General features: G+C 36.4%; 19 protein-coding genes. 9 read left to right on the top strand and 10 right to left on the bottom strand.

Going from position 1 to position 18,783, the window contains the following annotated elements; all coding sequences use genetic code 11:
• Nucleotides 1–166 precede the first annotated feature (166 nt).
• Nucleotides 167–487: a hypothetical protein gene (locus Q0W04_RS02000; protein WP_298499675.1), complete on the bottom strand. Its 321-nt coding sequence runs from the start codon at nucleotides 485–487 to the stop codon at nucleotides 167–169.
• 33 nt (nucleotides 488–520) lie between these two features.
• Nucleotides 521–934 (bottom strand): archease, encoded by a 414-nt coding sequence (locus Q0W04_RS01995; RefSeq protein ID WP_298499672.1) that lies wholly within the window; start codon nucleotides 932–934, stop codon nucleotides 521–523.
• Between the two features lie 88 nt (nucleotides 935–1,022).
• On the opposite strand from Q0W04_RS01995, the gene Q0W04_RS01990 reads away from it, so the two are divergent.
• Nucleotides 1,023–1,202, top strand: coding sequence for a hypothetical protein (locus tag Q0W04_RS01990; protein WP_298499669.1), 180 nt, complete (start codon nucleotides 1,023–1,025; stop codon nucleotides 1,200–1,202).
• 109 nt (nucleotides 1,203–1,311) lie between these two features.
• Here the strand turns inward: Q0W04_RS01990 and Q0W04_RS01985 are convergent, their stop codons facing one another.
• Nucleotides 1,312–2,430, bottom strand: coding sequence for an ORC1-type DNA replication protein (locus tag Q0W04_RS01985; protein WP_298499666.1), 1,119 nt, complete (start codon nucleotides 2,428–2,430; stop codon nucleotides 1,312–1,314).
• A gap of 23 nt (nucleotides 2,431–2,453) precedes the next feature.
• Nucleotides 2,454–3,173, bottom strand: a complete 720-nt coding sequence (locus Q0W04_RS01980; protein ID WP_298499662.1) for a 6-hydroxymethylpterin diphosphokinase MptE-like protein — start codon at nucleotides 3,171–3,173, stop codon at nucleotides 2,454–2,456.
• Between the two features lie 222 nt (nucleotides 3,174–3,395).
• Here Q0W04_RS01980 and Q0W04_RS01975 point away from each other — a divergent pair, with 222 nt between their 5' ends.
• The 5 genes from Q0W04_RS01975 (at nucleotide 3,396) to Q0W04_RS01955 (ending at nucleotide 7,456) form a co-directional block, all read left to right on the top strand.
• Nucleotides 3,396–4,421, top strand: a complete 1,026-nt coding sequence (locus tag Q0W04_RS01975; protein WP_298499659.1) for a hypothetical protein — start codon at nucleotides 3,396–3,398, stop codon at nucleotides 4,419–4,421.
• A 236-nt stretch (nucleotides 4,422–4,657) separates the two neighbouring features.
• Entirely contained in the window at nucleotides 4,658–5,800 is a 1,143-nt protein-coding gene (locus tag Q0W04_RS01970) for an alanine--glyoxylate aminotransferase family protein (RefSeq protein ID WP_298499656.1), read from the top strand.
• A gap of 388 nt (nucleotides 5,801–6,188) precedes the next feature.
• Complete coding sequence (locus tag Q0W04_RS01965; protein WP_298499654.1) at nucleotides 6,189–6,611, top strand: GerW family sporulation protein; 423 nt, start codon at nucleotides 6,189–6,191, stop codon at nucleotides 6,609–6,611.
• A 130-nt stretch (nucleotides 6,612–6,741) separates the two neighbouring features.
• The gene (locus Q0W04_RS01960) at nucleotides 6,742–7,203 is read left to right on the top strand and encodes a DUF2953 domain-containing protein (protein ID WP_298499652.1); all 462 of its coding nucleotides are present in this window, start codon (nucleotides 6,742–6,744) and stop codon (nucleotides 7,201–7,203) included.
• On the top strand, nucleotides 7,196–7,456 hold the full coding sequence (locus tag Q0W04_RS01955) for a hypothetical protein (protein WP_298499649.1): 261 nt from the start codon (nucleotides 7,196–7,198) through the stop codon (nucleotides 7,454–7,456). Before Q0W04_RS01960 ends, Q0W04_RS01955 begins: the two co-directional genes overlap by 8 nt.
• Here Q0W04_RS01955 and Q0W04_RS01950 read toward each other — a convergent pair.
• Entirely contained in the window at nucleotides 7,450–8,982 is a 1,533-nt protein-coding gene (locus Q0W04_RS01950) for a thiamine pyrophosphate-binding protein (RefSeq protein WP_298499646.1), read from the bottom strand. The genes Q0W04_RS01955 and Q0W04_RS01950 overlap by 7 nt on opposite strands.
• Entirely contained in the window at nucleotides 8,979–9,437 is a 459-nt protein-coding gene (locus tag Q0W04_RS01945) for a deoxyuridine 5'-triphosphate nucleotidohydrolase (protein WP_298499643.1), read from the bottom strand. The genes Q0W04_RS01950 and Q0W04_RS01945 overlap by 4 nt, the downstream gene beginning before the upstream one ends.
• 334 nt (nucleotides 9,438–9,771) lie before the next feature.
• On the opposite strand from Q0W04_RS01945, the gene dmpI reads away from it, so the two are divergent.
• Nucleotides 9,772–9,960 carry a 4-oxalocrotonate tautomerase DmpI gene (gene dmpI / locus Q0W04_RS01940; RefSeq protein WP_298499640.1) on the top strand — a complete coding sequence of 63 codons (189 nt, stop codon included), beginning with the start codon at nucleotides 9,772–9,774 and terminating at the stop codon, nucleotides 9,958–9,960.
• 166 nt (nucleotides 9,961–10,126) lie between these two features.
• Here dmpI and Q0W04_RS01935 read toward each other — a convergent pair whose 3' ends face one another.
• From Q0W04_RS01935 to Q0W04_RS01925, 3 genes are all read right to left on the bottom strand, one after another.
• Nucleotides 10,127–11,062 carry a hypothetical protein gene (locus tag Q0W04_RS01935; protein ID WP_298499637.1) on the bottom strand — a complete coding sequence of 312 codons (936 nt, stop codon included), beginning with the start codon at nucleotides 11,060–11,062 and terminating at the stop codon, nucleotides 10,127–10,129.
• Nucleotides 11,063–11,263: 201 nt separating this feature from the next.
• Nucleotides 11,264–13,429: a hypothetical protein gene (locus Q0W04_RS01930; protein ID WP_298499634.1), complete on the bottom strand. Its 2,166-nt coding sequence runs from the start codon at nucleotides 13,427–13,429 to the stop codon at nucleotides 11,264–11,266.
• Nucleotides 13,430–13,499: 70 nt separating this feature from the next.
• Nucleotides 13,500–16,763 carry an Ig-like domain-containing protein gene (locus Q0W04_RS01925; RefSeq protein ID WP_298499631.1) on the bottom strand — a complete coding sequence of 1,088 codons (3,264 nt, stop codon included), beginning with the start codon at nucleotides 16,761–16,763 and terminating at the stop codon, nucleotides 13,500–13,502.
• Between the two features lie 171 nt (nucleotides 16,764–16,934).
• Between Q0W04_RS01925 and Q0W04_RS01920 the strand changes: the two genes are divergently transcribed.
• Entirely contained in the window at nucleotides 16,935–17,525 is a 591-nt protein-coding gene (locus Q0W04_RS01920) for a stage II sporulation protein M (RefSeq protein ID WP_298499627.1), read from the top strand.
• A gap of 134 nt (nucleotides 17,526–17,659) precedes the next feature.
• On the opposite strand, the gene Q0W04_RS01915 is transcribed toward Q0W04_RS01920, so the two are convergent.
• The gene (locus tag Q0W04_RS01915) at nucleotides 17,660–17,833 is read right to left on the bottom strand and encodes a hypothetical protein (RefSeq protein ID WP_298499624.1); all 174 of its coding nucleotides are present in this window, start codon (nucleotides 17,831–17,833) and stop codon (nucleotides 17,660–17,662) included.
• 117 nt (nucleotides 17,834–17,950) lie between these two features.
• Here Q0W04_RS01915 and Q0W04_RS01910 point away from each other — a divergent pair, with 117 nt between their 5' ends.
• Complete coding sequence (locus tag Q0W04_RS01910; RefSeq protein WP_298499621.1) at nucleotides 17,951–18,703, top strand: hypothetical protein; 753 nt, start codon at nucleotides 17,951–17,953, stop codon at nucleotides 18,701–18,703.
• The last annotated feature ends 80 nt before the right edge of the window (nucleotides 18,704–18,783 follow it).

Below are 18,783 nucleotides of genomic sequence, written 5' to 3'. Positions count from 1 at the left end.
TTGGTAGATTCACGGAAAAATTAAAAAAATGAGTTGACTCAATGATTATAATAAGCGGAATAATGCCTGGAAACTTCCTTAATACTCAATGCATTCTTTCCGCCGACATTGCAACTGGTATCGAATATGAAAAATTCACTACAGAATAAATATTGTAAAAAAAGAGTTATTTTCTAAAGAGTGCTGATGCCCCTGCAATCATCAAAAATATTGCGCTTACAGCATTTATGTAGTCGGAACCTATGATGACAAACATTGTTGCGATTATAAAACCAACACCAGCAAGTTCAACGTTCTTTTTAACATAAAAAGAAGACGCCAAACCTAAAACGGATGCGATAATGGCAATTATGCCCAAAAATGGAGCATGTGCCTGACCAACATGTTCCAGAAATATTAAAAAGGAACCTGAAAATATTCCGATGACAGATCCTATCAGTCCCATCACCATTTCAAATGTCCTTGTTATTGTATGAGTTCGTTTCATGAAAATTAATATGTCTTAATTATTATATAAATCTTATAAATCCACAATAGCATGAAGCTCTACGAAGTCCTTTTTAATAACTTTCATCTTATGAAACGTTATTGCCTTTATTTCGGTTTTTCGCTCATGCTTATCCCAATCTATTTTCTCCCCTTTGATTGTTGATTTCAGATGCAGACCTTCATCGATTTCAACATGAAATTCGCTGAAAAGCATGAAATCGATTTCATGATAAAACAGAAGCTCCTCAAGATAATCATAAAGAAGAGATACTTCGTCTTCAGAAGTTATTTCAAATGAAATTTCATCTGTTGGCTCAACATCAGATGTATCAGTGATTATGTTAAACATTGCAAGTCCTGCATTTTCAAACGCTTCATTAAGACTTTCACCATAAGCTTTTAATCCTATATCGGCAGTTACATCAAAATATTCATAGCTTTTCATGATTTTCTCCAAAAAATATTACTCTTCAAATGCTCTCTATCTCTTTGTTTATATATGAACCTTCAACAATTTTAATATAGTGATTTATATGTTGAGAAATAATGACACCACATTACAAGCAGATTTAAGAAAAAGAAATTCAATAGTTGACGAAATTGCATACAGCAACATAGATGTTCAATCTTGCATGGTAATGCTTGTAGTAATAGCAGCATTACTTTTATCTGTTATTTCTGTTGTTGCAGCTCAAAATCCGTACATAATCTAAGGATTTAATTGATTTTACAATACCAAACCCTTAGTTGCACATTAGACTATAGGCTTACCATGCATACACTCTAATGTTAACAGAAAAAACTAATTTCCAGCAGGAAAAGCTAGATTTCATAATCTTCGGGGTCGAACCGCAATATTATCTGGCGGGATTTGCCCCTTGCACCTTTTCCTGTAAATTTGGTATCGACCAATCTTACAAATTCCAATTTATCAAGGATTCTATTGAATGATGAGTAACTGGAGCCTGTTTTTTCTATATATATGTCTCCAAGTTCACGGGCAGTGTAAATGCCATCATAATCAACAATCATTTTTAATATATTTCTTTCATCATCATTTAAGGATTTTAGGGTTTCGGAAACATTAACTGAAACTAAGGACTCAATAGCCTTATCGAAGTGTTCCTGTGTGATTTCACGACTTGCTGATGCTTCCGCAATGTTGCCGCAGGATTTCAGAAGGTTAATTCCAACCCTCAAATCTCCATTTTCCAAAGTGTACATTGCAATCTGCTCCAGGATGTCATCGGCCAAAACGCCTGGGAAAAACCCTGCATTCACACGGTCTTTTAGGATATCCTCGATTTCAGGATATGTGTAAAGCGGGAACATGATTTCCTGAGGAATGAATACTGTATTTACATTTTTGTCAAATGCATACTTGAATTCCAAATCGGACAGTATTGCAAAAATGGATGTTCTCACACCGGGATATTCCTCATAAGCCCTAAGTATATCGTAGACTACCTTATTTGCGTGGTTTGTTTGGAAAAGATAGTTTATATCATCAAAAGCTATAATAAGTGATTTGCCGTTTTTTTGAAGATCCTGCATGATTTGAGTATAGATTCTTGAGAACGGAACTCCTGTTTCGGGAGGAACATGTCCGAACATCTTTTTGTAGATTTGAGAAAATATTCCAAAACGGGTTGTATGGATTTGGCAGTTAATATAAACGCATACGATTTTTTCAGTATTCTTTTCAACCATCTCAAATACTTTTCTGATAGCCGTTGTCTTACCTGTTGCAGGTGAGCCTAAAATAACAGCATTTGATGGCTGACCCCCTCTCATTGCTGGTCTTATTGCCATCGCCATTGCCTCCATTTGAGTATCTCTGAAATTGTAATTTGGAGGCATGTAATCTGGGTCAAAAGCATTTATATTTTGAAAAAGACTCTCATCATACATTAAAATATCTTCAATTCCCATGTTATCCACTTTTATTCATATTAATATAAAAATTATTCCATAAGGTTGACGATGTCCACATTTTCGTTTTCCACTATCCAGTTTGTGAACATTTCAGCATAAACCAATTTTTTCTTTTTGAATTCATCGGCATTGGCCAAATTGCTTTCCAGATTAGGCCTTGAATATTTGGTTACAATATCTCCAAAGTCCATTCCGGCAAGGATTATCTGTGTTGCTCCCAAAGCTACTGAGAGAAATATTGCCCTGTCTCCATCGGTGAATCCGCCGAAATTATAGAGGTTTCCGATTGGCTGTGCCTGGGTTGTGCCCAATACGTTGTTGAAAAATGAACTTAAGGATGCAATTCTTTCAATGTTGTCTGCATGGGCATGGATTACAATGTTTGCCCCTTTCAAATTGGCCAAAAGGATATCGTCAATGTTTCCATCCAAATCTGTAACCACTATATCCGGAACAAGACGTTCCTCAATCATGGCGGTTGTTGCGCCGTCAGCTGCAACCAAAACGTAATCCTTTAAATCGTAATTATCCTTCAGCTCCTGAATATGCTCCTTAACGGAAGGTCCTGCACCAAATACGATGAATTTATCTGAAAATCCTACAATCTTGCTTAAATCATCCAATGTAAGACAACCTTCTTCAAACAATATTTCATCCAACAGTTTTGCGGATTCCTCATCGCCTTCACGTGAAAAACCGAAATCTTCAAGAATTTCTTTGTAATATTTTTCCCAGAGTCCAAATTCCATATTTAAACCTCACTAAATATTAGTTTGGCTTTAATTGATTAAATAATTTATTGTTTATGAAGTAAAGTAAATATTATTATGAATCCTTTAAATTACAAATAAACATCAATAATTCCTTTTTTAGTTAAAAAGGTTATATATGAAATGATTTAGACTATCAAATACATCGATGTGGATTTAAAAAATAAATTTCCGGAAATTTTATATTTAAGGTGGAAAAATATGAAATTTAAAAAGCCCTTTCATACATTTGATGCAACAATGAAATATTCATCAATGGCTTTCAGAAAAAGGCAACACCAGTATCTGGGATTGCCAGGCAAATATTGTCGAAGATATCCTACAGAAGTCGTTTTGAGAAATATGGAAATGGGAAGGATGGATGAACTGTACTCCGTAGGTAAGAGTGACGAATCAACAGGAGAATTAATAGAGCATATGCTGATTAATCTTGAAGATGAATCCGAAGATGTTGTTGAAAAAACCTTAAGGAAATTTGCAAAATACAAAACATTTGGTAGTTTCATATATTCATTGCCGATGTATACTGCAGTAACCTGCAGAAAGGATTATTCAAATTTCCCTAAAGAATACGAAATAACCAAAACAGACATTATCAGACCACATTACATATATTTCCCTGATGACGAATTGTGGGAAAAATATGAAAATCTTATTAACAAAGTAAAACATAATATTGAATTAACTGATAACGAAGCATTGGATATTGCATTCATTCCGAAATATATCTCTGATAAGTACAGCGAACAAATTACCGAAGCATTGGCTCATGTGTTTTCAAATGCAAAGATTGCAGATAGAGAAATGAAAAGAGATATTGCAGTAATATTGATGGTAATGATATTGAACAATATTCCAAGCAAAGAAAAGCAAAAAAAGCTGTTGGAGGAGATTAACATGAGAAAATATAAGAGTGATATGGAAGAACTCGTATACAACGTATACGGTGAAGAACTGGAAAAAAAAGATCAGGAAATTGAAGAGCAAAACCAGAAACTAACCGAAAAAAATGCTGAATTAACCGAAAAAGATGCAGAACTAAGTGAAAAAGATGCAAAATTAACTGAAAAAGATGCTGAACTAAGTGAAAAAGATGCAAAATTAACTGAAAAAGATGCTGAACTAACCGAATATCAAAAGGGCATCGAACAGCTAAATGCATTGGATGATTTGAATACACCACAAGCCCAGAAAATTATCACATCACTGCTGCTTCTTCAAAAATAACATTTCATCTAAAGAGAATATCTCTAAAAATTCCTCCAAATGGAAGTTCTTCTCCACTAAATTGCATATAACCTAACCATTATTTAATTAATTAAATGAAAAATTAAACAATATGATAAAATATGCCAATTCACCATCAGAAAAACTGAATGAAATAACATGTTAAAAATATTTAATAAGTATAAAAATAAAAAATATATATAGCTTAAAGTAAGCTAATATTTTGGAGGAATTTAATGAACGATATTTTATTAATGCTTCCTGGACCAACAACAGTACACCCAAGAGTACTCAATGCAATGTCACAAGCTGTTGTTAACCACAGAAGCGCTAAATATGGTGAAATCTTAACTGAAACTACTGAATTAATGAGTAAAGTTTTCCAAACCCCAAATAATTCTTATTTATTAACTGGATCTGGAACTGCAGCTATGGAAGCAGGTATTGCAAACACTGTAGCTCCTGGAGAAAAAATGTTAAATGTTGTTGGTGGAAAATTCGGAGAACGTTTCATGAAAATAGCTAACACTCATGGAATTGAAACTAAAGAATTGGCAGTAGAATGGGGAACTGCCGTTACTCCTGAAGCTATCGAAGAAGCTTTAGAAGCTGACGAAGACATTAAAGCTGTAAGTGTTATCCACAACGAAACTTCTACCGGTGTAGCTGCACCTATTGAAGAAATTGGTAAAGTAATGAAAAATTATGATGCATTATACATCGTAGATACCGTATCATCCCTTGGAGGGGACGCAGTAAACGTTGAAAAATTCGGAATTGACGTTTGTCTTACCGGATCTCAAAAATGTTTGGCTGCACCACCGGGCATGGCAGCAATCACCTTAAGCGACGACGCATGGGCGGCTGTTGATAAAGTGGAAACCAACACTTTCTATCTTGACATGAAAGCTGTAAGAAAAAGCGGAGACAAAGTCCCACCTGAAACTCCATACACTCCATCAGTTTCACTTACCTATGCAATGAATGAAGCGTTGAAAATGGTTATGGAAGAAGGACTTGATGCAAGAGTTGCACGTCACCACAAAGCTGCTAAAGCCAGTGTTGATGCAGTTAAAGCTTTAGGTTTAGAGTTATTCGCTGATGAAGCTGTTTCATCTGCAACCGTGACCGCCGTTAAAATGCCTGAAGGAATTACAGATGCTGACTTCAGAGGCACTACACGTGACAAATATGGTGTGGAATTGGCCGGAGGTCAAGATCACTTGAAAGGAAACATTTTCAGAATCGGACACATGGGAAATATTTCCTACAAAGAATTAACACAAACCTTTGCTGCTATCGGAATGACCTTAAAAGGTTTAGGTGTAATTGAAGATGCAGGCGCAGGTGTTGCATCAATTGCAGAATCATACTTATGATTCTGTTAACTTTTCTTTTTTTTGTTGAAAATTTAGTTATAAGTTATAATTTTTTGAACCTGAAAATTGTAATAAGTTATAAGTAAATTATTTTTTACATATTGATTATAAGTTATAAGGAATATATTTTTTACATAATGATAAGTGATAAGTGATAAGTTACACTTGAAATGCACCTCTTCAGGTAAAAGTTACAAGTTATAAGTGAAAAGTTACACTTGAAACGCACCTCTTTACACTTGAAGAATATGTTATAAGAAAAAAGTTACACTTGAAACTTATGTCTTATAAGTAAAAAAAGTATTACTATTTAGCATCGTTTCACAAATTTATAAAAATATTTTAAACATTAACAACAAATATTAATTAACAATTAGGATGTGAAACTATGTCTGAAAATATTAAAGCAACTGTAGAAGAATTACGTAAACTGATTACTGTGGACAATGTAATCGGGTCCCCAATCGAAACAGAAGATAAAATTTTAATCCCAGTAATGAGAATGGGAGTGGGCTTTGGAGCCGGTGAAAACCTTTTCGGTAAAGAAGGAAGTGATGCGGCAGGTGCAGGTGCCGGTGTTGAACCGATTTCAATGGTGCTGATTCCTAAAAAAGGAAATACTGCAGAAGGCGTTCGTGTACTTGACTTAAGTAAAGGAAGCGAAACAAACAAGGCATTATCCGATTTGGGACTGATTATCAGTGACTTGGTAAAAGGTTATATGGATTCCCAATATGATGGTGACTATGATGAAGGAGAATACATTGAACCTGAATTCACCACAAAAATAGATATAGACGAAGAAGAATAGGAACAATTACATGTTAAACATCCTAGGGATGATTATTTTAATAATCATCTTATTTATTATTATTTTATTATATTTGGGAGTCAGAATAGCTTTCAATTATGATAAAACAGGTAGTAAATTTGAGGGATGTTTGAAGATACTAATTTTAAAGAAAATCAAGGTTTATTCTGCCCATTATCCTAAAAAAGAAAAAGATGACGATAAGGATGATGAGAAAGAGGAATCATCAAAACCTGAACCTAGAGAACTGCTTGAAGCGGCAAAACCATGTCTTGGATACTTCAAGGAATTTTTAAAATCATTCACCGGATGCATTAACATATCAAAACTTGAAAACCATCTGATTTTTGGCCTTGACTCCTATGTAGACACTGCAAAATACATCGGATACATCTGGAGTTTGCTTATAATTGTAAACAGCGCTCATGAAAATGCAAGATTATCTGCCGAACCATCATTTAATGGAAGCATTTTAGATGCAAAAGGGGAAAACTTACTTGACATCAATCTTTTAAAGATTATTCCACCTGCAGTCAAGCTGATTTCAAAAAAGGAAGTTCGAAATTTAATAAAGGTGTTTAGAAATGGATAAGCATATCAAAAGAATCATCGATTACATATTTGATTTCACCACAAAAAGTGAATATGCATTTCGTGAAGTCTGCGGATTTACCTTTGTATTTAGAAGGGACATTACAACCCTGAACGATGAACTTACCTCTGCCGAAATCATTCCAATCGGCATAATATACGAAGAAAATGATGAATATTACTTCGCACCCTTAGATGGACAGTATGAAATAGATGAAATTGTTAAAAGTTTTGCTGAAAAACGTATTCAATGAGGAAGCGGAATGTCCTCACTTCTAACGACAACCTCAACCACAAGAGGCCCGACCAGATCCCTTTCCAGCAAATATTCCAAATCAGATAAGCTGTCAACCCTAACGCCATCAATGGAATAGCTTGAAGCCAACTTTACAAAATCAGGATTTTCCAATTCAACCTGATAGTGTTCCATATCATAGAACTGTTCCTGCCATTGCCTTATTATGCCGTATTCGGAATTGTTGAGGATGAATACAATAACATCCAGATTATTCTGTCTCAATGTTGCAAGCTCCTGGAGATTCATCTGGAAATCCCCATCTCCATTAATCACAATAATCTTTTCACCGGTTGCGACATATGCACCAATTGCGGCCGGCAGACCATATCCCATTGGAGCAAGGCCCCCTGAGAAAAGCAGCTGCCTGGAACGGAGGGATTTTTTCAAAAGGGTCGTCCAAGTGGTGTGGCTTCCAGCATCCGAAACGATGATGTTATCGTTGAATTTCTCCAGAATCCTTTTGATTGCTGATTGAGGAGCCAAATCATCATCCAAACCATCAAGTTCAATGGAATTGTCAATTTCCAATATCTCATCAAGCCAGTCCACCTGTTTGAACTCCACATTGTCCAGAAAATCTTCAACTTTTCCATAAATAGGATAATCTCCAACCAGAACATCCCTGTTGATGTTTACATGAATCAGATTATCAGGAATTTTAGGAAGAGTCCTTTCACTTGCCTTAATTCCCAATGCAATGATACAATCGGCATTTTCAAAGGCATATTTTGCCCTTGGAGTTGATCTGATTCCAACCATTCCAAGATTCAGCTCATCGCCTTCAGATATGATGCCCTTTCCATGAAAAGTTGTTGTAACTGGAATGCGATATTTATCGGCAATTGCCCTAATGGTTTCCTGTTCGCTTATAGCTCCACCACCCAGAATAAATAATGGCTTTTTGGATGAATTAATCAGTTCCTGTGCATTTGTGATATTGGAAAGGTCATCTTCACACAGATAACACAAATCAAAGTCATCAAAAGTATCTTCAAGCAAAACATCCTTTGAGAGATTGATGTGAATCGGACCTTTAGGATTGTTTTTAAGCTCAAAAATAGCTGCCCTTAAAACATACATCACTTCTGTTCCATTCAGCGGATTGTAGGATGCCCTTGTAATGTTTTTAAAGATTTCCACCTGAGGCAATGTCTGGAAATGGTCTGTGTTTCTGTATTTAAGCTCGTTGTCACCAGTGATGACAAGAATCGGCACGTTGTCCTTGAAAGCTGTTGCAAGAGCCATAGTAAAGTTCAAAGCCCCCGGTGAGGCGGTTGCAATGCAGACACCTATTTTACCGCTTGACCTTGCATAGCCGTCCGCCGCATGCGCCGCTGCCTGTTCGTGGCGCGTAAGGATGTGTTTTATGTTTGATTTGGACAATGCCTTATAAAGGGGCATTATCTGCTCGCCAGGTATTCCGAAAACATGCTCAATGCCTTCCTCTTCAAGGATTTGAACAAAACCGTCAGCAACGCTCATGATTCTTCCTCTTGATAAGACCCGCTGTATTCACCTGAGCCCTTGACCGGAAATACCACTGCCTGAGCTATTCTGTCGCCGGATTTGATTTTATATTCAAATTCCCCATGGTTGTATATCATAAACATCAGTGTTCCATAAAATCCCGGATCTCCCACCGCAGTTTGAACGGAAACAAATGACCTTAAAAGTGTTGAACGTGGAAGATAAAGCATTGTATATCCTTTTGGAATCTTGATTTTCCTTTTGATGCTTGCCAGATAGGCAGTATGTGGCTTAAGTGTGTAGACATCACCTTCAAGCTCTTCAATTTCAGGCAAATTCTTTTCATTGTCTATAAGTGAACCTTCAGAGGTTTGTATGTAAATCTTATCAAGTTCCAAATCAATTCCAGACGGCTGTACCAAATCCGCAAAGTCCGGAAACAGTTTAATGAGTTCTTCTTCACCGAGCATAATATCAAATCCATATCTGAATCTCCAACTTAAAGAGGACAGAGATTTTCTTTATGAGCCCTAGGATTGGCGAGCTATCCTTCAGGCCTCAATATAATTATATTTTATTTTCCATAATTTAAAAATGTTTAACACGCAAAGGCTTTGCATATGGTCAAATCTATATTTTTACTGCACATTTATGAAAAAATATTAAAACACCAGCACATAATATTAAATCATATACAAGAGCATTGAGAGAATTTTTCAATGTATCTCACGTGCTTTTTTGTGAAATTCAACCTGCAGAGGTTTGAGTATTTTTCACAGTGTATAAATTTTAAATGGTGATAGAATGCCTGTAGTAACTATTGGTGGAAATGACGGAATAAGTGTAGAGAAAAGAAGAGAAATGGTTAAAAAAGTAAGTGAAGTTGTTGCTGAGGCCTATGATTTGCCTATTGAAGCAATAACCGTACTCGTACAAGCTTATCCAAAAGAAAGTATTGGTGTGGCTGGTGAATTGTTATCTGATAGGGAATAGAGCGATATTCCTTATTGGAAATAATTTTAATTTAAAAAAGAATATTATATTTTAAGATGGCAATATGCATGAAAAAGGGAAATTCAATGAATTTCCCCAGTTCAAACCAAAAAAGAACTAAGTATTTGCAATGCAAATACATTAACATATTAGATTTCCGAAATATTTATAGATTTGTTTTTTTGTAATCGTTTCCAACCTTTTCAACCAAATTTTTTTCAATCAGACGGTCCAAATTCCGTGCAATCTTTTCATCGAAATTTTTGGACTTATATCTGATTAAAGACCTTTTGACATCTTCAAGAGAGGTTTTCTCTCCAATTGAATCATATATGCTTTTTTCAAAGGGAGTTAATGTAAAGATTATATCATTCAAGGCAGATCCGTCGTCTGTGATGTTGTCAAATGACCATACATCATCAACCGCCTTTACGCCCAATTCTTCTTCCAGACTCTCAATTTCATCCTTAAGCAAATCCAGGTGAGGATAGCTGGCAAGACCGTATTTGTGTTTTGATATCCTTGATAGAAATTCGCCGTAAACCCTATCCAAATCTATGTTATCGTCTGTAAATGAATCAAGGACATATGCCTTATCATCAATAACCTTTACCACCTTATACATGCCTGTTTCATCGCAGAAGTTGACCGTCTCGAATCCATTGACGTTCCAGTCATTGTCCATGAGGAAATTTCTGACAAACTCGGCATCCTCCAGATTGTCGTAATATCCGAAGATATAGTCATCGCCTGCAATCTGCTTTTTGATAACAAATGTTTCAAAGACTTTTGTGATGTTTAAACCATATTTTGAGTTGTTCGGGTTCCTTTTATGTTTTTTTGTAAGCTTATCGACTGTTTCCTGGGAAGGTTCTGCTTTGTATTTTGCAATCAGATGTATCTTTTCATCCAAAACGGACAAAACAAGATAGTTATCCCCGTTTTTTATTGTTTGTGGAATTTTATCCAAGTTCCAATCGTTTTCAACCAAAAGGTCCCGTATGAAAATTGCATCATCAAAACTACTGATTTTTGCATATGTTTTTGAGCCTTTAACTATTGTAAAGGAGTTTTTGTTTTCTCTAAGATATTTTTCAGCCATTACAGATAATTTTGTAAACAATAATAAAAATATATGATGATTAAAATTTAGGCATACCTAAATATTTATATAATAAGAAAACCTAACAATAATTTAGATACATTACTTTCAACCAAGAAAAAGGAGGAAAAATATGATTATTGGAATTGAAAACCTAAAAGAAAAACAGAAAGAAAAAGAAGAATCCGAAGAATGATTCTCTTATTTTTTCACTTTAACACTCTTTTTAATGCAATCACTTAAATATGTTGCACTGTATACTATTTTTTTGCCAACCTTAAGGTTTTTGACATTAAAGACGGCTTTGGCAATTCCCTTTTTATCTGTTTTGACCTTTACTGTTTTGCCGTTGAACTTTACTGTAACCTTTTTGTATTTGGCATTCTTGACTGTTACCTTAACTGTGACCTTTTTGGCTGATTTTTTAATCTTTACACTGTTTAGGCTGACAATATGTCTTACTGTGAGTTTTTTGGATGATTTGACACCCATATAGCTTGCAGTCAGTGAATATGACCCCGGTTTGAAATCACCTACCTTGAGTGTTGCAACACCGTTTTTGTCTGTCTTTACCTTAAAAGTCTTTTTGCCTGCCTTGAATGTCACGTATGTGTTTTTGGCCAGTTTATCATTTATATAAACCTTGACTTTGGCATTGGTTTTATAATCTGTGCGAACATCGGATATCCTTATTTTTGGCTTGATGATATCAACATATCCGTATAGTGTAGCATTGAAACCGTTTTCACCGAAATAAACCATCTCGACATCGCCGTATTCACCGACAGGAATGTTTTTAAGTGAAAGGGAAGCCTTTCCGTCTTTGATTGTGACAGTATAGTTTTTATCAAGCCCTGAAAATACCACATGGCCTTTGGCGTTTTTGGCGGTGAAAACAGTAAGATATCTATCTTCACCATATCTCATCTCGCCGGGAGTCCTGTAGTCCGGATAGACGGTTATCATATCTGAACTTTCACAAACATCAAAATCGCTTCCGCAATACCTTGCAGTCAAATTATAATTGTCGGGAATTAAACCGTTGACATTGACTGAAGCATACCCCTTAGTCAAACGTCGGCTTTCAAATAATGACCCATTGACATAAACGTCAAGAGTTCCATTTGCGGATGTAGGCAGACGCAGTGATATAATGCAGTCTTGCGTGAAATAGATGAAATCAGGAACCGTTATCCTATAGTCCACAGTGAAGTTCTCAGAGGCTGCGATACTGTAATACTTCAAATCACCCGGATATGAGAATGTGAAAGTATGGTTTCCAACCCCAATACGTGAAACATCAACATCAATGCATCCCTGATCGTCCATTTCAAAATCACACCTGATGCCATCAACTGTAATGTCTATAAGATTTCTTTTCAAATCAAGAGGAACAAGAACACTGACTTTATCGGTATCGCCGTAGGTTCTGCTTCCTATAGGGAAAATATCCACATACCAACTGACATTGACCATCTGTCTTTTGGATTTTGAGAACTTTGATGCATTGTATTGAACCTCAATCAAATGCTCTCCGCAGGTAATGTTGTAAAACATCGAATGGATGAATTCATCATATGATTCAAATTTGCCTGCAAATACCAGTTTGGAATCCACGAAAATGGAAAACACCCCATCTCTATTGTTAATGATTCTTGCAGAAATGCAGTCGTCATGGTCAAATATCATGTTTTTCGGAATGTTGATTATCATGTCAACGACATCAAATGAGAATGTCCTGTTGAAAGGACGGTAATAGTCATCGCCGGCATATACAACCCTCAGAGTATGGTTTGAAAGGGCCAGCCTGTTGAATTTGGTAATGTTTAGGAAATTATAGTGATGTGAGATGAATTTGTCTGCGAGGACATCATCAACAAAAAGCTGAATTTCACCATCGGCAGATGGCGGGAAATACAAATTGCAAAAGTGAGAATCATCATATTGAAGGATTTCCGTTTGGAAATGCTGAACCTGCCAATCCTTAGGCAGTTTCATGACCTTAAGAGAATGGTTCATCTTAAGTTCAACATCATTGAAAAAAAGATAGATGCTGTGCGGATAATAATCCATTTCCCTGTTTGGAAGCAGTATAGGATATTTGGACTCAGGAATTGAAATTGGAATCTTTACCGAAGATGTGACGTTTTCATTGTAGATTTCAACACCATCTATTTCTGCCTTGAGATTGCCTGAAGTGTTTTGGGGTATTTCAACATCAATTTCACCCAGATCCTTTTCATAAACCTTGCCTTCAAATGATACGTTAATGTCATCAGCAGCAGAGCTGTCTGCAGCGTGAACGCATGATATAAGGAAAAATGACATTAGAATAATAAATATTAAAATCAGCTTTTTTGCCATCATGTAATTTAATTTGTAAAAAGTAGTATATAACTGGCATATTTCAAAAGAAAAAAAAAGAGAGGGATAAACCCTACTTATTAACTTTTGCAGACAGTTTTACAGTTGCTTTTGAGTATGTTGCCTGATATGTGATTGTTTTTCCAACTTTAAGTTTACTTAAAGTGGATTTTGGAACAGTCACTTTTGCAACACCTTTTGAATTGGTTTTTGCTTTGAAAGTCACACCGTTGAATTTAAAGACAATCCACTTGTTTTTAAGGTATTTGCCATTGACCTTTTTAAGGGTTGCAGTTAAAACCAGACTTTTGGCTGATTTTTTAGGAGTGACTTTAGAAAGTGTGAGAACCTGTTTTACTGTAACCTTTTTGGTAACTGAAGATGCCTTGTAGGTCACTTTAACTGAGTATGTTTTTGGAGGGTTTGTAAGGACTATTGAAGCATATCCCTTGGAGTCTGTTTTGACTGTCTTGAATAACTTTCCATCAATGTAGAATTTGACCTGCTGGTTTTTGCCTACGACCTTGCCCTTGTAATCCTTAATCTGCACTTTAAACTTGGATCCGTCAAGATAAAACATTGACATGTCCTTTGCAGATATTGATGCCTTTTTGACAGTTGCTTTAGCCTGTTTTTTGAAAGTCAAACCTTCCCAGCTGTCATACAATACCTCAATCGTATGGCTTCCTGCAGCCACGCTTGAAAGGGATATTGTCTGTTTTCCACCATCCAAATCAACTTCTTTGAGTTTTTTGCCGTCAACATAAACGATTACAGTTCCGGTCGGGTCATCACCTGAATTGACAGTGATGGAACTTCCGCCGTCAATGACGCTTGTCGGAATGGTTATTGACGGATATACCATAAATATTCCCTCATATTCGAATTGAGGGCTGCCATCATATCCCAATGAAAATGTGTGCAAACCGGCAGAGACATCATCCAATTGGATTTTGGCAACGCCGTCTGCAAATGCCACAGAGTCTGCCAAATCATAATCGAGATAAACGTCAACCAGTCCGTCTGCATTTTTTAGATTGACCAGAATTGTCACTGCCTTTCCATACTGCATCAATGCGTCATAGTGCACGTCAAGGTCAACCTCAACCAGCTGATATGCATCGCTGACATCGAAGTCATCACCTGAATATGACACTTTAATGTCGTGTATACCCAGACCCAAGCGGGAAAGGGAGTATTTTGCGATTGATTTGCTATTGTCAAATTTCTCAAACACCACATTGGCAATCGCCGTATAATGCATGTTGAATTCATCAAATTCATATATTACCATTTTTCCTTCAGGATCGGCCGGTAAAACCATAGATATGAACTCATCGCTTCCAAGATTAATGGTTTGTGGAATGCTGGCTCTTCCTGCAATCTTTATGGTCTTTTTAACTGACATAGGATAGAATATGTCATCTCCAGGATGTGTGGCTGTAATTTCATAGATTCCCACATCAAGACCTGAGACATCGACATTGACTCTGCCGTTAACCACTGTGAACTTTTGGGTTACGTTGTCAAGCTTTATAACCAGTTTTGATGTGTCGAGACCTTCAGGTATTTCAAATGAATATGTTGCGTTTGCACCATACTGGAATGTTTGATCAGCCATTGCAAATGAATAGGACACGTTCAGTTTCATGTCCTTTGAAAATGATTGGTAGTTTCCGTTTTCATATGCTACGCGAACGTCATAAGTATCGAATGAAAGCTTTGCCAAACTGATGCTTGCAAATCCGTTTATGATGTTCTGACGGGCAAATTCCTTTCCGTCAACGTATATGACCAGCTGGCCTGTGGCATCCTTGAGGGTTGTTATGGATATATCATCGGCAATTCCCATAATAATCTCATCGGGAATGTTGAGCAGATAGTATGTTGATAGAATTAAGAACGATTCCATCATCAAAGCGTAGTTGTTGTTTCCTGAAAATACGATATCCACAACATGGTCACTGAAGCTTAGGGAATCCAAATTGAAATCGGCAATACCTGTATCGTCAATGTCTATGGTATCAACCAGCACACCGTCGACATATATTGACAGTTCACCGTCATCAACGTCAAGATAATCGACTGAAATTGATATATTGCTGTCGCCGAAGACAACTTCAGGATAGGTTATGTTCATGTCAAAACAGTATTTGACAAGACCGTTTACGGATGTGGAGTAAACATAACCGCTGTCTGATGCATATGTTATGTCATACTGATAATATCCGTAATCAAGTTTTGAAAATGAAATTAAGGAGTGTAAAACGACGTTGGTTGTTTTGAATGTTTCAATGACCCCTCCAACGTCAACCTCGAACTGTTTAAGGGTCACGTTCAGTGTTCCCGCATCGGTTTCGGGAATGGTGATTTCAACAGTATTGTCTTCCAAAGGAGTTTTAAAGCTGTTTACTGTTATTTTTGGGATGACTTCAAACTGTTTATCTGCCCCCATATCAAATACATGGTCATCACCGAGATATTTGGCTGTGACGCTATGGTTTCCAAATGCCAAACCGTCGAATCTGATTTCGGCAACGTTGTTTGTAAAAGGTGAAGTTTTAATTATGTTTCCATCAACGCAAACCTGCAGTTTTCCTTTTACCTCACCCGGCAGAGTTAACGAGAATATAACATCGTCAAACACCGCCTTTTCATCATAAATCAGACCGGCGATGACATTGACATTGAACACTTTTGATTGTGATTTGTATTTGCTGTCGCCTGAGTATGTAATGTTGATTGCATTGGTTCCAAGCTTCAGGTTCTTGAGAGGAATGTCGATTGAAGACAAGCCGTCCAATTCATATTTTTCGTTGTTGAGTTTGATGAAACCTTCACAGTCGAATGGAAGTTCAATAGCAACTGTCGCATTCTTGCCGTAGACTACAGTGTCCGGCGCATCCACATTGAACAGGTAGTCCTTTACCACATATGTCTTTACACTTTCGGCTGGAGCGTACTTGTCGTCGCCTGTGAATTTGAGCTTAAGGTTATAAGTTCCGAAATCATCCACATAAAGCCAGTACGGCAAATCATATATTGCCATTTTTCCGTCATCGATTCTGTGGTCATTAACATACAGGACCAGTGCCGAATTCACGCTTATGTCTTTGGGCAGAGTATAGTTTATTAACGGATAGTCACCTACCAGCATTTCATCAGGCCATTCCACCTGCATATTCGAATCAACTATTCCTGACCCGTCTTCATACTGCACAAATTCATAATCATCACTTAATGGAGATTCTGTGAGATTGTCAGCAGCACAGACACAATTTAAAGTTATGATGGCCAGGAGAAATATGCCAACTAAAACAAATCTTTTTAACTTCATGATTAAAACTCCCTTATTAATATACATTATATATTCATTTTAAAACATATAAAATTTACATCGAAAAGTAAAATAAATTTTCCCAAAACTGAACGGTTGACACAATTCCAGTTGAAAATTATCTTTTTGTATAACAAAAAATTAATAATAAAAAGCCAACAACATTATATTATGAAATTAATAGAGGAAGGATTTTTCAAAAGAAACAGAAAAGTGATATTGATTGGCGTTTTGATAATGCTTATTTCGGCTATTGCAGGCGCAGGTCTGGGATATATTAATGCCGGAGAGGATCGAAATTTGATTTCAAATGCTCTGAAGTCAGATCCAACCATAGTCGGAGAGGAAGATGAAGGAATGAGTTCACTATATCTCTTTACCCATAACCTTACTGCAGATTTGATAGTAATGATTGGAGGATTATTATTTTCCATTATATCTGTAATTATAGTAATATTCAATGGAATTTCCATTGGAGGTCTGTTCGGAGCGGACTTTACCTTTGCATGCACAAGTATATTGCCCCACGGAATCATCGAATATTTTGCAGGATCCCTGGCCCTTGCAGTCGCATTCAAAATAACAAAACTTGAAATAGATGTCATAAAAAACAGAAACATCAGGGATACACTTAAAGACCGCAGAGTTGACATTAAAGACATTGCAGTAATCATTATTGTGACAGTTATTCTTTTGGCTGTTGCAGCCGTCATTGAAGGTCACATTACCGGAATGGTAATAACATGGTATTTTGGGCTTTAGTAATCAACAGTGCTCATTGCGGATTAAAAATAAGAAACATTAATATAATATAATCTAGCGTTAATGTTTGACATGAATATGCCGTTTAATCGCCCACAGATTTGATTTGGTGAAAGTGAAACCTGTTTGGAAAACTACTCTTCAAGTTCACCTTCAAGATGGCCAATCAATGCATCAATCTTTTCAATCTGAAGTCTGAAATCATCTTCCCTCGGACTGCCTTTAACTTTTTCTAGCTTTTCTTCAAGGGATGCCTTTAAATCCTGCGCCTGTTTGATTCTCTGTTCTATGTTGGTTTTGTCCGCCATAAAATCACCTTGATAATATATTTGGACCCGGACAAGATAAACTTAATGCAAATCACAAACAATAAATAATTTCAAATCAGAAATAATATTATAAAAAGGAAATAACTGGTGACAAACATGGAGAAAAACAAACTCATTATAATAGCATTGATTGCAGTTATAGCTGTACTTGCGGTTTCCGTCGGTTATGCCCTACTATTTCCACACATAGAATATCAGAAAATCGGCCTGAGCAACGGAACTTCCATTGAAGTTCCAAAAGCTGATGACGTATCATGGACAAAGGACATCAATGGAATAAGAACATATACCTGTCCGTCCAAACATACAGTAGTAACTTCATTCAACAGCCAGGAAGACTCCAACCTTGTGGGAGCGGGAGGATTTGCCATAGCCCGGGACCTATTACTTGACGGCTCAAAAGACGTTGAAACATACAATAACTATCAAATCAAGGAAAACACAATAAACGGAACACATTACTATATGGTATATGTAAGCAACAACGAAACCCACGACAATATCCTTATCGGAAGCGACAATCTTGATATCCTGAAACATATGCTTGACAGCCTTGTTCTTGGCAAGCCGGGTGAGGCTGCAGATGCTGATTTGGAACAGAGTTCCGCACCGACCCCGACCAATACCAGCAGCGTTGATGAAAACAAGTATTCGGAAGATGATTTGATATTGGCGGCCCAATATGGATATTATACAGGTTATTCGGACGGATATGATGATTCATATTATTATAACTCATACAATGACTACAACGATTATGATTATAATGATTATGATTATGATTCCGGCAGTTCGGCTAACAGCTATAGTGATAATGACTATTATAACTATGAAGACGAGGATTATTAATAAAAGAAGATTAATTTATTCATCATCTAATAAAACAATATTTCCCAAATTAGATTTGATTTTTAAATATAATAATTCCT

The sequence above is a fragment of the uncultured Methanobrevibacter sp. genome, from assembly GCF_947170395.1.
Classification (GTDB): Archaea; Methanobacteriota; Methanobacteria; order Methanobacteriales; family Methanobacteriaceae; genus Methanocatella.
The sequence above is the reverse complement of the archived record's forward strand: the minus strand, read 5'-3'. Positions and strand labels throughout refer to the sequence as shown.